Raw genomic sequence first — 14,187 nt, 5'->3', positions numbered from 1 at the left:
ATTTTTATATTTATTAATTAAATTAATTACATAATTTTATTATTTATAAAATTTTAACAATTTCTAACATTGCTAAAAATATCTAAACTCTCAAATTTTAAAGTCTAAGCGTTATTAATGAGAAATATAACTTTCACTGATATAGATATTCACAAAAAACCATTGTATTTTTCAAGTTTTAATACATTTTTATGTTTTTCTCACCTTATACTAAGTTCGGCTTGAATGTAGTGAGAAAAGTATGCAAAAGGATATAGAGATCAACGTGATGAGAGAGTCTGCAAGCTCTATTGTCAATGTACTTAAGTCTTTGGCAAACACAGATCGCTTAATTATTTTATGTCATTTAGCCAAACAAGAATTAAATGTGTCTCAAATTGAAGAAGCTACTCATATCCTACAACCTACCCTGTCACAACAGCTTATGATGTTAAGAAAAAGTAATGTAGTTTCTACACGTCGGGATGGAAAGCAAATCTTTTATTCAATTAGTGACCCTAAGTTACAGGTTGTTTTAACAACGCTTTATGAAAATTATTGTCCTAATATCTGAATTTTACTAAAGAAAGATTATTAGAGAATTATTGAAATTCTTAATTCTCTAAAAAAGGTTAAATTTTAAGTTCTCTTTCGCCCTTTGCTCAAAATTCTGTTGAAAATATTCAGTTTGATACAGCGGTTCTGTCTGATAAAAATGTGCTAGAACTTGTTTTCTTTTAATCAAATAAATATCTGGATATACCCAAGCATATTCCTGCTGAATCTGCTGTTCATATTCCGTAAAACGCTCAGGTGAAGCTGCTAGAATCGCCAAATCAATATCTAGTAAAAACTGTAAATCTAGTTCATTCGTTGCTTCATGCTTTTGCGTGACAAGAATCCATCGCTTAATCTTTTGAACAATATCAAATGATAAATCTTGAGCCAAATACTGCTCGAACAGCTCAGCACTTTTAAGTTCATTATCTTTGGCTTGTGGGTCATAAACTGCATCATGGAACCAGAGCGCCAATGCTACAGCATCCGCATCAATTAAATCAGCTCGAATCGAGTCAACTAGAACTAGACATTCATACAAATGTTGTAGCGTATGATAAGCCCGCTGCTTTTCACTGTAGGCAGCAATCAACTTATTAAAAACTTTCAGCGGCTCTGAAAAATGATAATGCTGATGCAGCTCAAACCATGATTTTTCTAATGTAGATAAATACTGCGGCATTGCTCATCCTCATTGGATTTCTTTATTCAGCCACTTTGCCAGTAATTCAGCATCTTTACGTTCTAGAAAAAGCTGATACAAGGTACAGGAGCCAAACTCATGTTTTAGTTCTTGCTGGCGTACAGGGTGATTACCAAATCGAAAACGTCTGGTTCCATCACGATCTAAAGGTAGCGCATATACCCCATAACTCCGCGGTTCTGTCAATTGCCCTTTAATCTGGACTTGATCAGACGATATCGCGTGTTTTAATAAATGTGCTTTGGTTAACATCCCACCCTGCCTAAGGTAAATCTAAGCTGCGTGTTGCTCATCTCGCTTAAAGACCAATTCTTTATTCGATGAACTTTCAGCATCAAAGTAATACCCTTCACTATCAAATGCTTTTAATTGTTCTACTTGGCTTAATTTATTTTCAATCAAGTATCTTGCCATTAGACCACGCGCTTTTTTCGCATAGAAACTGATGACTTTATATTTTCCGTTCTTCTGATCCAAGAATACAGGCTTGATAATTTCTGCCTGAATTTTCTTTTCATTCACAGATTTATAATATTCGTCAGAGGCTAAATTTACCAACACTTTTGCATCAATTTCAGCTAAATCTTGGTTAATTTGATCGGTGATAATACTGCCCCAGAATTCATATAGATTATGGCCACGGGTATTTTTCAATTTAGTGCCCATTTCCAAACGGTACGGCATCATCAAGTCTAACGGACGCAATAAACCATAAAGACCAGACAACATACGTAAATGCTGTTGGGCAAAATCAATATCTTGGTCTTTTAAGTGATAAGCATCTAAACCCGTGTACACATCACCTTTAAATGCAAACAAAGCTTGACGTGCATTGGAAAAATCAAAATCTGCATTCCAGTCACGAAAACGCTCTACATTTAAATTGGCAATTTTTTCACTCACGGTCATCAACGATGCAATTTCTGTCGCAGAAAGCTTGCGACAAACATCAATCAATTGTTGTGATTGCGCCAACAAACGTGGTTGGGTATGTGTATCTGTAGGAAGTGCTGTGGTGTAATCGAGTGTTTTAGCAGGAGAAATTAAAGCAAGCATAATCAATCAAAAATAAATTTATCTTGGTGAAACTATATCAGTTGATAATTTTTAATGCCAATTCGTGTTCTCGTTCAGTTTTATCGGTAAAATAGTAGATTCTTCCATTATCCATTGCGTATCTTATGTCTGAGCAAGTATTCATCCAAGGTCCTGTTGGTCAAATTGAAATGTTTGTAGATCAACCCCAAGGTGAAATCACAGGTTTTGCTGTCGTCTGCCATCCACATCCTTTGCAAGGTGGTACACCGCATCATAAAGTTCCTGTACTACTGGCTCAGATTTTTAATGAGATGGGATGTATGGTTTACCGTCCTAGCTTCCGTGGCTTAGCTGGCAGTGAAGGTACACATGATCAAGGTCATGGTGAAACAGATGACATTATGGCAGTGATTGAATATGCCCGTGAGAAGCATGCAGGTTTAACCTTCTATGCAGGTGGTTTTAGCTTTGGTTCACATGTACTGGCAAAATGCCAAGCACAACTCAGCGAAGAATTACGTCCGAAGCAATTAGTGCTATGTGGCTTGCCAACAGGCTCAGTGATTGACTTACGCCACTACACAACCCCAGCAATTGATGGCAATATCTTATTTATACACGGCGAACAAGATGACATCACCTTGCTTTCAGATATGATTGCTTGGGCAAAACCACAAAAACATCCGATCACGATTTTGCCAGGTGCAAACCATTTCTTTACAGGTTATCTAAAACAGTTACGCCAAGTGATTGCTCGCTTTTTAAAACTGTAGACTTAAATAGAAAAACAGGACATTGACAGTGAAAAAGGATTTTTACATCATCAATCTAAAAAAAACACTTTATATTGCACATGAATTGCACAAACGAGGATTTGAATCTTTATATGTTGAACCCTCTCTATCTCCTTCTGGTTGTTATTGGAGATGTTCTTTTTTGAATAGCCATAAAAATGCATCTGCCATTATTATTTCTAGCTGGATTCAAAAAAAATAGAGATATCCGCAAAACAGAAATCACTCAAGATATTACTGAACTGACTGAGCTATTTATTCAACAACATCAAGAGTTTTTAAACCAATGCAAAAATAAGAATTCTGTCTATATTGAGTGGTATCAAAATATGCTTAATGGTTTAACTATTGAAGAGCTGCCTTATGCATATTCAGATTTCCACCATGAACGCAATTATTGGATGACAACAAAAGATCAAAAAATACCCATTTTCAAATAATAAAATCAAATATTAACCATTGAAACATATAATAAAATATTCATTCGATTACTAAAATAAATACTCCTAACGCCCCATTTCTGCTTTATCAATATCGATAAAATGAGCATTCGGATTTTTTAATAATGAAATTAAATAAAAAACAGGGACTTTTTTAAAGCAAACTATTGAATATTGGCAACAACAAGGCACGATTACGCCCGATGTTGCCAATGATTTAAATCAAAGTTCTTCGATTCGACCTTTTGACTGGGAACGTTTGGCAAAATACTCATTCTGGATTTTCATGATTTACGCCGTGATTGCGATTGCTGCAATGACAGCCGATAAGTTCTTAATGGAACTGATCGAAAAAATCTTTATTGACTGTAAAATCATCCCTTGTCTGATTTTTGCTGCAGTTGCGGTAGCCAACGTAGGCCAACACTATGGTAAGCCTGTGCTATTCATAATTAACACACCGCAAATGTATAAACACGGCTTTGAGTTTTATCAAGCAGAAAATGGTGTTTGGCTAACAATACATGTACCAACACAATATTTATCACTGATTGATCAGACCAAGACAGGATCATCGGTCTGATCTCAGGATTAATTCGTTACTTCACACTTTCCAGTGCAGTCACCAGTAACTTCCAGCATTTATCTACAGTATCTACTTTCACACGCTCACCTGGTGCATGCGCCCCTTGAATATCAGGGCCAAACGACACCATCTGTAAATCAGGATAATGTTCCGCAATAATGCCACATTCCAAACCTGCATGAATGACTTTTAGATTAGGTTCAATATCAAATGCAGATTGATAAGCCTGTTGTAAGCACTTTAATGCAGCCGATTCTGGATTCGGTGTCCAACCTGATACTAAAGGCGTTAATTCAGATTGAATTTCAAAACTGGCAAAGTGCTGTTGAATCTTTTGAGCAAATGCTACTGCTTCTTGATTCACCATCGAACGAACCATAACTAAGGTTTTCGCTTCATCTTTGGTCAATTTGACCACACCAATATTATTCGAAGTCTCAACCACATCAGCTAAAGCGCTACTCCACTGGGCAGTCCCGTATGGACAACTTGCCAATGCTTGCAACCAAGCTTGCTGTTGCTGCAATGTTATAACTTCATTTATCGGGTTAGCATTTTGCTGTAAGCTGATCTGTAGCTGATCATCAATGTTCTGTAACTTTTGTTGCCATTCAGTTTGTGCCACAGCAACGGCATTTTCCAACGCGGGTAATTGCTCTGCTTTAATTGCAATGGTTGCCACAGCTTCACGCGGGATGGCATTTCGTGCAGATCCACCGAAAAACTCAACCAGTCGGCCATTGGATGGTGCCAAATAATCATTGAGGAAATGGGCTAGAATGACATTGGCATTCCCACGACCTAAATGAATATCAACCCCAGAGTGACCACCTTTCAAAGCTGATACCAGTAAATCTACAAAGATTAAATCACTTGGAGCTGTTTCATATTCAAGTGTCTGTCCCACTTCTAGGTCAATACTGCCTGCACAGCCAAGATACAGCTCACCCCATTCTTCGGTATCAATATTGAAAAGCCACTGTCCAGTTAACACACCTGACTCAAGCAAACGAGCACCACTCATTCCTGCTTCTTCATCAATGGTCAACAGGACTTCAATCGGCCCATGAGCAATATCATTTGATTCTAATACCGCCATTGCAAGTGCAACGCCAATGCCATTGTCTGCACCAAGCGTGGTATTTTCAGCAATCAGCCAACCATCTTTTAAGACTGGTTGAATTGGATCTTTAAAAAAATCATGCTGGGTACCACGATTGGCTTGTGTCACCATATCCAGATGGCCTTGCAAAATCACACCAGCAGCCTGTTCTTTACCCGTAGTTGCCACTTTTCGAATAATTAGGTTACCAATGTTATCGACATAGGTTTCCAAATTGCGCTGTTCTGCCCAATCTTTTAAATGCTGTCTTAACCGTTGTTCATGTTTAGATGGTCGAGGAATTGTACATAAGGTCTCAAAATGTCGCCAAACTACTTGTGGAGATAATTTAGAAAAATCGACCTGTATCATGCACCAATACTCTCAAATAAAGTGTTTAAACAAATATACACCATACACCTAAATGGCGATGCTTAAATCACTTTATTTAAGATTTTATTGACAAAATCGTCTTAGCTTTTCCATACAAATTGAGAAAAGCTATGCTCTGCTTTTAAGCTATTTTCTACGGCTTGAGCCAACTGTCGGATAATACTTTGCGTTTCTATTCGTTCAAACCAAGCTTGTTTTTTCTGTGAATTGGCAGAGATTTCACAGAGAATAATGTTCTAATTGTTTATAGAGTAGCGCTGCAACATATTCTTGCGTGATATAGCATTCATTTGGTAGATGATAATTACCCAATGTTTAGGACAATCTGCTATAAATTGCAATGTTTTCATGGTATTCCCTCTATTTTTATTTTTTTAGCTGGATCGCAGCATAAAATCGACTCGTACGGTAAGAATGATTATATATACAATTGTCTTTAATTGATTAGACGATTGTCTTACTTATTTTACTAAATTGATAAATTTAGACCTAATTAGATATGTACATGGTCAAACTCATCATTTTCATTATTTATACGTTTTATGTTTGCACCTAACAACTTATTTTTATGTATAAACAAATAAAAAATGCAGCATTTAGCTATTCTAAATACTGCATTTCTCAATTCGTTTACTGATTTACGACTTGTAAATCTAAACCTGCTGAGTTTGCTAGCTCAGTAAAGGTTGGAAAACTAGTTGCAACCGTTTCCGTACCATGAATCGTGATGTTACCTGAAGTACGTAAACCTGCGATACTGAAACTCATGGCAATACGATGGTCATGGTGAGATTCAATTTCACCGCCAGCAAAGATTGCCGACCAGTCACCTGACTTGCCTTTACCTTCAATGATGATGCCATCTTCTGTTGGCGTACAATCAATGCCCATGATTTTCAAGCCATCAGCCATGACTTGAATACGGTCAGACTCTTTGACACGAAGTTCAGCTGCACCCGTTAATACGGTTTGACCTTCTGCACATGCAGCCGCAATGAATAATGCTGGGAATTCATCAATTGCTAAAGGTACTTGATCTTCAGGCATATGAATGCCCTTCAATGTTCTTGAACCTTTGATATGAATATCTGCAATCGGTTCACCGCCTGCAATACGTTCATTCTCAACAGTCAGATCAGCGCCCATTTGCTTGAGAATTTCGATCACGCCTGTACGGGTTGGGTTGATGCCCACTGCTTCAAGGACAACATCTGCACCTTCTGTAATAGCCGCACCCACCATAAAGAATGCCGCAGATGAAATATCAGAAGGCACTTGAATATCTGTGCCAACTAATTTACCACCACCCACAAGCGAGATTTTATTTCCTTCAGTTTTTACATCATAACCGAAAGCACGAAGCATACGTTCAGTATGATCACGGGTCGGTTCAGGTTCCGTCACTGAAGTTTCACCAGCAGCCCATAAGCCTGCCAATAAAATTCCTGATTTCACCTGAGCTGATGCCATTGGTAAATCGTATTGAATCCCTTTAAGGGCTTGACTACCCGTGATACTCACTGGTGGCGTACCTTTTTCACCTGTGGTTTGGATTTGTGCACCCATTTCACGAAGCGGCTTAGCAATACGCTCCATTGGACGTTTCGACAATGACGCATCACCTGTCATCACCGAGTCAAATTTTTGTGCAGACAACATACCTGATAGCAAACGCATGCTAGTACCAGAGTTACCCATATACAACGCGCTCGCTGGTGCTTTTAAGCCTTGCATACCCACGCCATGAATCGTGACTTCACCATTCTTAGGCCCTTCAATGCTCACGCCCATATCACGGAAAGCCTGCAAAGTTGCAAGTGCATCTTCACCTTCCAAGAAGCCTGTCACATGCGTTGTGCCTTCAGCAATCGCACCAAACATAATTGAGCGATGTGACACAGACTTGTCACCCGGTACGGTGAATTTACCTGTAAATGTTTTCTTTCCCGGTAAAATGGTAAATTGCTGTGTCACCTTGTTTTTCTCCATCAAAGGTTTTTTGGCCAACATATGGTTAAAGTGCTGACGTGCTGCTTGAGCATGCCCGAGCAGTCCCATCAACGCTTGCGAATCTTCCTGTGCAATCAATTTCTTTAAAATCGACAATTGCTGTTCAAAGCCATCAACAGCATTTAAAATTGCCGTTTTATTGGCAAAGAAAATGTCATGCCACATCTGTGGGTCACTAGCCGCAATACGCGAGAAGTCACGAAAACCTCCAGCAGCATAGCGGAAAATATCTAAATTATCTTCACGATTTGCCAGTTGCTCAACCAGATTGAATGCCATCAAATGCGGTAAATGACTGGTATGTGCCAACACTTCATCGTGCTTAGTGACATCCATGCAAATCACTTCTGCTTTTGCCGCAGACCAAAGTTGAATCAGTTTTTCAACCGCCCAATCGGCACTGGTCGGAAGTGGTGTCAAAATCACTTTATGATTGACGAATAAATCAACTTTGCCCGCATGTACACCTGTATGTTCTGCACCTGCAATCGGATGACCCGGTACAAAACCGACTGGTAAATTTTCACCAAATACCACTTTAGCAGCTTCAACCACATTGCCTTTGGTACTACCGACATCGGTAATGATGACATTGTCTGCAAGATAAGGCTTGATCTGTTCTAGCACTTTTTGTGTCGCACGAACAGGCAAAGCTAAAACAATTAAATCGGCATCCTGAACTGCTTCTTCTGGTGTTGCATAACCGTCTTGAATAAGACCGAGTGCCTTGGCATCTTCTAATGTTTTCTTTGAGCGTGTTGAAGCCACAATTTGAGATGCAAGTCGTTCAGCCACAATCACACGAGCAAGACTCGACCCAATCAGTCCAAGCCCAATAAATGCAACTTTCTTAAATAATGGTTGAGACATAAAACATATTTGCCTATGTAAAAATCTTCCCTAACCCCTCTTTAAAAAGAGGGGAAACTCCTCCCTTTTTGAAGGGAGACTGCTGGGAGGGATTCAAAATACAATAAATAGAACTATAAAACAGCAATAGGATATGAACCCAATACTCGCAATTCTTTTACATTAGGTCGAATTTCATCTAATGCTGCGGCTACATTTTCTTGATCAATATGCCCTTCCAAATCAATGAAGAAAACATAGGCCCATTTCTCAGGAAGCGCAGGACGAGTTTCAATACTAGTCAAACTAATTTTATGTTTGGCAAATGGCGCAAGAATCTCCAACAAAGCACCTGCACGGTCATGCGCAGAGATTAATAGAGAGGTTTTATCATTACCACTTTGAGGAATCTTTTCACGACCAATCACAAGGAAACGAGTGGTATTTTCAGGGTTATCTTCGATATTGCTATGTAAAATCTCAAGATTGTACATGCTTGCTGCAATATCAGATGCAATCGCAGCAGAATGCCATTCATTACGAATACGGCGTGCTGCTTCAGCATTTGAATTCAACGCGACACGCTCTACGCCCGGATAATGCGCATCTAACCATTTACGGCATTGTGCCAAGGTTTGTTGATGTGCATAAATCTGCTTAATGCTGTCTTTACGGGTATTTTCAGATACAAGGAATTGATGATGAATACGTAGTTCAACTTCACCAATCACATTGACTGTCGACGATTTAAAGCAATCGAGAGTATGGTTCACAATCCCTTCTGATGAGTTCTCAACGGGAACGACACCATAATGTGCGCTGCCTGCTTCAACTTCACGGAACACTTCATCAATCGTTGGCAATGGACGTACAACAGCATCTTTACCAAAATGCTTTAACACAGCCGAGTGGGTATAAGTGCCTTCAGGCCCAAGGAATGCAATACTTTGTGGTGCTTCAAGTGCCAAACATGCTGACATAATTTCACGGAACAAACGCGCCATGGTTGCATCAGATAAAGGACCTTGGTTACGCTCCATGACTTTACGTAACACCTGAGCTTCACGTTCTGGACGATAAAACAGCGGATTTTCTTCGGATGCAAACTTCGCTTTGGCTACCGCTTCTGCAAGCGTTGCACGGCGATTAAGTAACTCTTGGATTTGTTGATCAACACTATCAATATCGTTACGAATTTGTTCTAAATTAAGTGAATTCGATGTGTTTTGTCCATCGTTTACCATTGGAATGCAACCTCAGCAAAATCATCTATAAGAATGGATTACAATTCATCTGTGAATTGATTATCCGAGCTAGTATAACAACACTTTAAACTATTAAACACGCTGAGTTTTAACTCTTTTTATTACCAAACTTTATTGATAATGATTTTCATTATATATTGCTAGCAAAATTTTAATGTTCGCAAATAAATTATGATTAAACAATTTGGTATTTTGACTTTTTCTCTGCTCATTGGCACAACATTGTCTTTTGCACAACCAATGCTGATGACCACAGTGGGTACACATGAACATGGTCGAAGTCCAACACCAGACGCTGAATCCTTGCAGAAGCAGAATAACTTCTATCAAAACTTTAATCAGCAACGTTCAAAGCATTTCTTGTTCTGGAATTATCAACATCCAGCAGAGCAGCATTTAACTAATCTCTATGCCAGTTTACCCAAAGCGATTATGTTGGCAGGTTGTATAGATCATAAAAGTTGTTCCGCATTATTTGATAAGCCAGCCAATCCTTGATCTTAAAAACATCACTACAAATAAAAAGACTGAATCAAGTTTCTTGATTCAGTCTGAAATCATCTACTAAATAGAGATGATTTTTGTGCTTAAGACTTACCAATCAATCCACGTGCAACGATTTCTTTCATAATTTCGTTGGTACCACCATAAATACGTTGGATACGCGCATCAACGAAGAAACGTGAAATTGGATATTCTGTCATATAGCCATAGCCACCAAATAATTGAAGTAAATTATCGGCTACTTTCATTTGCATATCGGTACTAAAGCTCTTTAATGCCGCTGCGGTTTCTACATCCAATTTGCCTTCATTATACAAAGCAACGTTTTGGTTATAGAAAGCGGCTGTTGCTAATTCATCAATTTTTGCTTGAGCCAATACAAAACGTGTATTTTGAAATTGAGCAATTGCTTGACCAAATGCCTGACGCTCTTTCACATATTGGGTCGCAAGATCAATTGAGCCACGAATTGCTCCCAAAGAGGTCGCTGCGATTGCAGTACGCTCACGTGGTAATTCCTGCATCAAGTAAGCAAAACCTGAACCTGCATTGCCCAATAACTGGTCTTTAGGTACTTTCACATTATCAAAGAACAATTCAGAGGTATCTTGTGAATGCAGACCTATTTTGTCTAAGTTCGTGCCCTTTTTAAAGCCTTCCAAATGTGTATCAACCAATAATAAAGACACACCTTTAGCACGTGCTTGTGGATCAGTTTTGACTGCTAGAACCACAACGTCAGCATGCTGACCATTTGAAATAAAGGTTTTTGAACCGTTTAACAGATAATGATCATCTTGCAAAATTGCATTAGTACGCATTGCCTGTAAATCAGAACCAGCTCCTGGCTCAGTCATACCAATCGCACCAACAACTTCGCCAGAAACCATTTTTGGCAACCAGTACTGCTTTTGTTCTTCAGTTCCGATATGTTGAATATACGGTGCCGCAATTTCAGAATGACAAGAAATCGCTGTTGATAATGCGCAATAACCCGCACGTGCAGATTCTTCAACTAACATTAATGAATAATGGGTTGGTACACCATAACCACCATATTCTTCTGGTACATCTACACAGAGAAAGCCATTTTCACCCAATGAAGACCAAACTGAACGTGGCATAATGCCTTCGCGTTCCCACTGATCATAATGAGGTGCAATTTGCTCGCTCATAAAACGTTTAAAGTTATCACGGAAGAGTTCCAAATCTGCATCGTAAGCTAACATCATTATTTCCTTTCGCTTTCATTGTTTTTAAAAATTCGATTTGCAGCCATGCTAATGATTTTTAGATTGGATGTCATGTTCCGTTTACATCAAATCACTAGACTGATTCGGTCAATAATTTTATTTGCACTCTGCATAAGCAAACGCTAATTGTTTATTGATTAGACAGCTCCTCATATTTTTTTACGCTAAATACGTCACTTTTATGTCATATTCCTTTTATTGTTGGCGAAGATTTCTCATACGATCATGAATACAAAACGAAATATTTATAAAACTGTAGAACATCCCTTTGCTCAGTATGTTCGTATCTTGGGTAAAGGGAAAACAGGTTCTCGTTCGCTCAGTTATGAAGAAGCCTATCAAGCATTTAGCATGATTTTAAAAGATGAAGTCTTGGATGTTCAGTTGGGTGCATTCTTAATGCTTTTACGTGTTAAGGAAGAATCTGTCGATGAATTGGCTGGTTTTGTTCAAGCAACACGTGATCAACTCAATTTTCAGCCACTTGATGTCGATCTTGACTGGTCATCATATGCAGGCAAGCGTAAGCACTATCCGTGGTTTTTATTGGCGGCATTAACACTGGCTCATCATGGCTATAGAATTGTGATGCACGGCGCATCGGGTCATACCATTAACCGTGTTTATACGGAACAAGTTTTACAATACTTAGGCTATTCTATTTGTGAGAATGAGCAAGATGTCCGTAAACAACTAGATCAACATAATTTTGCATTTTTGCCACTTGAAGCCATTTCACCAATTCTGAGTGAATTGATCTCACTCCGCAATGTGATGGGCTTACGTTCTCCAATTCATACGCTTGCTCGTCTAATTAATCCGTTTAACGCCAAAGCCACTTTACAAGCAATTTTCCACCCTGCTTATCGGACTTCACATCAACACACCGCTTTTCGATTGGGCTATCAAAATAGTGCTGTGATCAAAGGTGAAGGTGGTGAGTTTGAGCGTAATCCTGATGCCAAAACCTTAATTTGTGGGATTAAAAATGGTGAGCTATATGAACATGAGCTACCAAAATTAACACCTGACCGTAGTCCGATTGAAGAAGAGCTTGATTTTGCAGTATTCAAAGCAGTTTGGCTCGGTGAGCAAAAGCATGAATATGGCGAAATGGCAGTGATCGAAACCATGGGAATCGCTTTGTATACCATGGGTGCTGTGAATAGTTATGATGAAGCAATGATTAAAGCGAAAGCGCTTTGGGACAATCGTTTTTAAACCAAAAAATAAATAAGGTGATTTTTTAAATCACCTTTTCTACAAAACTATATCTTTTTGATCCTAAAAATAAAATATATAAAGAGCAACCATTAAATTATTCGTTAAAGTAATCAGTATTTTATTTAAAGACATTACATCAATAATAGACAGCGTAATAAAAAGCGATGACTTTATTAAAATCATCGCTTTAAATACTACTTATATTAACTAAACAAAACGAATCGGCTTAAATTCAGGTTCATTTTTGTGATGGTCGTCATCACACTCTTCACCGTCTTTTTTAGTGCCACGGTCGATATAACCACTGCGCTGTTCTTTTGGTAAATTTTCCATTTCCCATGCATACACGGCTTGCATACAGGTTTCACGCTGTTCTTTAGTGAGTGCAACGCCATTTGGCCATTTACCAATTTCAACAGCAGTACGGAGACGCTCAACAATTTCAGGATTTAAAATAGCGAGCATTTGTTCAATATTCATGAGTCATCCTGTTGAAAAGATTCAAAATCTTGATTCCACCCTAATTTGGTACGGCATGCCATATAAAAATCATAACCTGGTGGATGTAATAAGCTTAGTTTAAACGGATGTTTACGAATATGCACTGTATCACCTACATTTAATGCAACACTATGTTGACCATCGGCACTCACCATCGGTAAGACACGATTTTCACGGATGGTGATCTTAATCTCACTTTGTCCACCGACAACGATTGGACGTGATGACAAAGTATGTGGGTGCATTGGTACAAGTGCGATCGCATCCATACTTGGATGCAAAATTGGCCCACCGCCTGAAAGCGAATAAGCGGTCGAGCCTGTTGGTGTTGAGACAATTAAACCATCACTGTGCTGACGATAGACATATTGCCCATCAATACTCAGCTCAAAATCAATCATATGAACCGATTTACCTGAGTGTAACACCACATCATTCAAGGCAATTGCATCATAAATGGTTTCGTTATTGGTGCGAACTTCCATTTCTAGCAAGAAACGTCGATCGAGTTGAAATTGACCTTGTAGTACCTGATCCAGTTTAAAAATTGCTTCTGCCGGCTTAATATCAGTTAAGAATCCGAGTCGACCACGGTTAATCCCGATAACAGGTGTATTGTATCGGACTAAAGCACGTGCCGCATGAAGTAAAGAGCCATCTCCACCCACAACGATCACCAAATCCACCACTTCACCTAATAAATTACGGCTCACGGTTTGACCATAACTATAGGGTACGAGTTTGGCTGTTTCCTGATCAAAAACGGGATTTAAGCCTAAAGTGATCAAATGATCATGGATTAAACATAACGTTTCTACTACAGAATTCTTATCTGGTCGCCCAATTAGACCAATATTTCGAAAGGATTTATGTGAAATTTGCACGAATAACTCAGCTCCACCGCGACTATTGACTATCATATCATTAACAATCAAATTTTCGTTGATGATTGATTAAAAAGTATAAAAATGTCCATTCGTTGTTTTTT

General features: G+C 38.7%; 13 protein-coding genes and 4 pseudogenes. 7 read left to right on the top strand and 10 right to left on the bottom strand.

Annotated elements, in window-relative coordinates; all coding sequences use genetic code 11:
• Window positions 1-241 precede the first annotated feature (241 nt).
• Window positions 242-553 carry an ArsR/SmtB family transcription factor gene (locus CDG55_RS07935; protein WP_005215950.1) on the top strand — a complete coding sequence of 104 codons (312 nt, stop codon included), beginning with the start codon at window positions 242-244 and terminating at the stop codon, window positions 551-553.
• 48 nt (window positions 554-601) lie between these two features.
• Here CDG55_RS07935 and CDG55_RS07930 read toward each other — a convergent pair whose 3' ends face one another.
• Genes CDG55_RS07930 through yaaA form a run of 3 tightly spaced genes read right to left on the bottom strand, consistent with a single transcriptional unit; the run spans window position 602 to window position 2,296 of the window.
• Window positions 602-1,219, bottom strand: coding sequence for a metal-dependent hydrolase (locus CDG55_RS07930; protein ID WP_087535864.1), 618 nt, complete (start codon window positions 1,217-1,219; stop codon window positions 602-604).
• A 9-nt stretch (window positions 1,220-1,228) separates the two neighbouring features.
• Complete coding sequence (locus tag CDG55_RS07925; RefSeq protein WP_087535865.1) at window positions 1,229-1,492, bottom strand: hypothetical protein; 264 nt, start codon at window positions 1,490-1,492, stop codon at window positions 1,229-1,231.
• A gap of 21 nt (window positions 1,493-1,513) precedes the next feature.
• On the bottom strand, window positions 1,514-2,296 hold the full coding sequence (yaaA, locus tag CDG55_RS07920) for a peroxide stress protein YaaA (RefSeq protein ID WP_070074951.1): 783 nt from the start codon (window positions 2,294-2,296) through the stop codon (window positions 1,514-1,516).
• Window positions 2,297-2,421: 125 nt separating this feature from the next.
• Between yaaA and CDG55_RS07915 the strand changes: the two genes are divergently transcribed.
• The 4 genes and pseudogenes from CDG55_RS07915 to CDG55_RS15625 form a co-directional block, all read left to right on the top strand.
• Entirely contained in the window at window positions 2,422-3,051 is a 630-nt protein-coding gene (locus CDG55_RS07915) for an alpha/beta hydrolase (RefSeq protein ID WP_087535866.1), read from the top strand.
• 179 nt (window positions 3,052-3,230) lie between these two features.
• Window positions 3,231-3,512, top strand: coding sequence for a hypothetical protein (locus CDG55_RS07910; protein ID WP_087535867.1), 282 nt, complete (start codon window positions 3,231-3,233; stop codon window positions 3,510-3,512).
• Between the two features lie 125 nt (window positions 3,513-3,637).
• A pseudogene (locus tag CDG55_RS07905) lies at window positions 3,638-3,942 on the top strand (DUF2157 domain-containing protein); the annotation flags it as partial.
• Window positions 3,925-4,095, top strand: a pseudogene (locus CDG55_RS15625) (RNA 2'-phosphotransferase); the annotation flags it as partial. The pseudogenes CDG55_RS07905 and CDG55_RS15625, both read left to right, overlap by 18 nt.
• Window positions 4,096-4,111: 16 nt before the next feature.
• Here the strand turns inward: CDG55_RS15625 and CDG55_RS07895 are convergent.
• The 4 genes and pseudogenes from CDG55_RS07895 to pheA all read right to left on the bottom strand — a co-directional run bounded on the left by CDG55_RS07895 (window position 4,112) and on the right by pheA (window position 9,696).
• Window positions 4,112-5,572 (bottom strand): aminoacyl-histidine dipeptidase, encoded by a 1,461-nt coding sequence (locus CDG55_RS07895; protein ID WP_087535868.1) that lies wholly within the window; start codon window positions 5,570-5,572, stop codon window positions 4,112-4,114.
• Window positions 5,573-5,673: 101 nt separating this feature from the next.
• Window positions 5,674-5,943, bottom strand: a pseudogene (locus tag CDG55_RS07890) (hypothetical protein).
• Window positions 5,944-6,223: 280 nt separating this feature from the next.
• Complete coding sequence (locus CDG55_RS07885; RefSeq protein ID WP_087535869.1) at window positions 6,224-8,473, bottom strand: bifunctional prephenate dehydrogenase/3-phosphoshikimate 1-carboxyvinyltransferase; 2,250 nt, start codon at window positions 8,471-8,473, stop codon at window positions 6,224-6,226.
• 113 nt (window positions 8,474-8,586) lie between these two features.
• Entirely contained in the window at window positions 8,587-9,696 is a 1,110-nt protein-coding gene (pheA, locus tag CDG55_RS07880; protein WP_005159784.1) for a prephenate dehydratase, read from the bottom strand.
• A 261-nt stretch (window positions 9,697-9,957) separates the two neighbouring features.
• Here pheA and CDG55_RS07875 point away from each other — a divergent pair.
• Window positions 9,958-10,215 (top strand): annotated as a pseudogene (locus CDG55_RS07875) (alpha/beta hydrolase); the annotation flags it as partial.
• Window positions 10,216-10,304: 89 nt separating this feature from the next.
• Here CDG55_RS07875 and CDG55_RS07870 read toward each other — a convergent pair.
• Window positions 10,305-11,450, bottom strand: a complete 1,146-nt coding sequence (locus CDG55_RS07870) for an acyl-CoA dehydrogenase family protein (protein ID WP_087535870.1) — start codon at window positions 11,448-11,450, stop codon at window positions 10,305-10,307.
• A gap of 249 nt (window positions 11,451-11,699) precedes the next feature.
• On the opposite strand from CDG55_RS07870, the gene CDG55_RS07865 reads away from it, so the two are divergent.
• The gene (locus CDG55_RS07865) at window positions 11,700-12,695 is read left to right on the top strand and encodes a glycosyl transferase family protein (protein WP_087535871.1); all 996 of its coding nucleotides are present in this window, start codon (window positions 11,700-11,702) and stop codon (window positions 12,693-12,695) included.
• Between the two features lie 210 nt (window positions 12,696-12,905).
• On the opposite strand, the gene CDG55_RS07860 is transcribed toward CDG55_RS07865, so the two are convergent.
• On the bottom strand, window positions 12,906-13,178 hold the full coding sequence (locus CDG55_RS07860; RefSeq protein ID WP_005230905.1) for a YeaC family protein: 273 nt from the start codon (window positions 13,176-13,178) through the stop codon (window positions 12,906-12,908).
• Complete coding sequence (locus tag CDG55_RS07855; protein ID WP_034601775.1) at window positions 13,175-14,083, bottom strand: NAD(+) kinase; 909 nt, start codon at window positions 14,081-14,083, stop codon at window positions 13,175-13,177. The genes CDG55_RS07860 and CDG55_RS07855 overlap by 4 nt, the downstream gene beginning before the upstream one ends.
• Window positions 14,084-14,187 lie beyond the last annotated feature (104 nt).

Source organism: Acinetobacter sp. WCHA45 (genome assembly GCF_002165255.2).
Taxonomy (GTDB): Bacteria; Pseudomonadota; Gammaproteobacteria; order Pseudomonadales; family Moraxellaceae; genus Acinetobacter.
The sequence above is the reverse complement of the archived record's forward strand: the minus strand, read 5'-3'. Positions and strand labels throughout refer to the sequence as shown.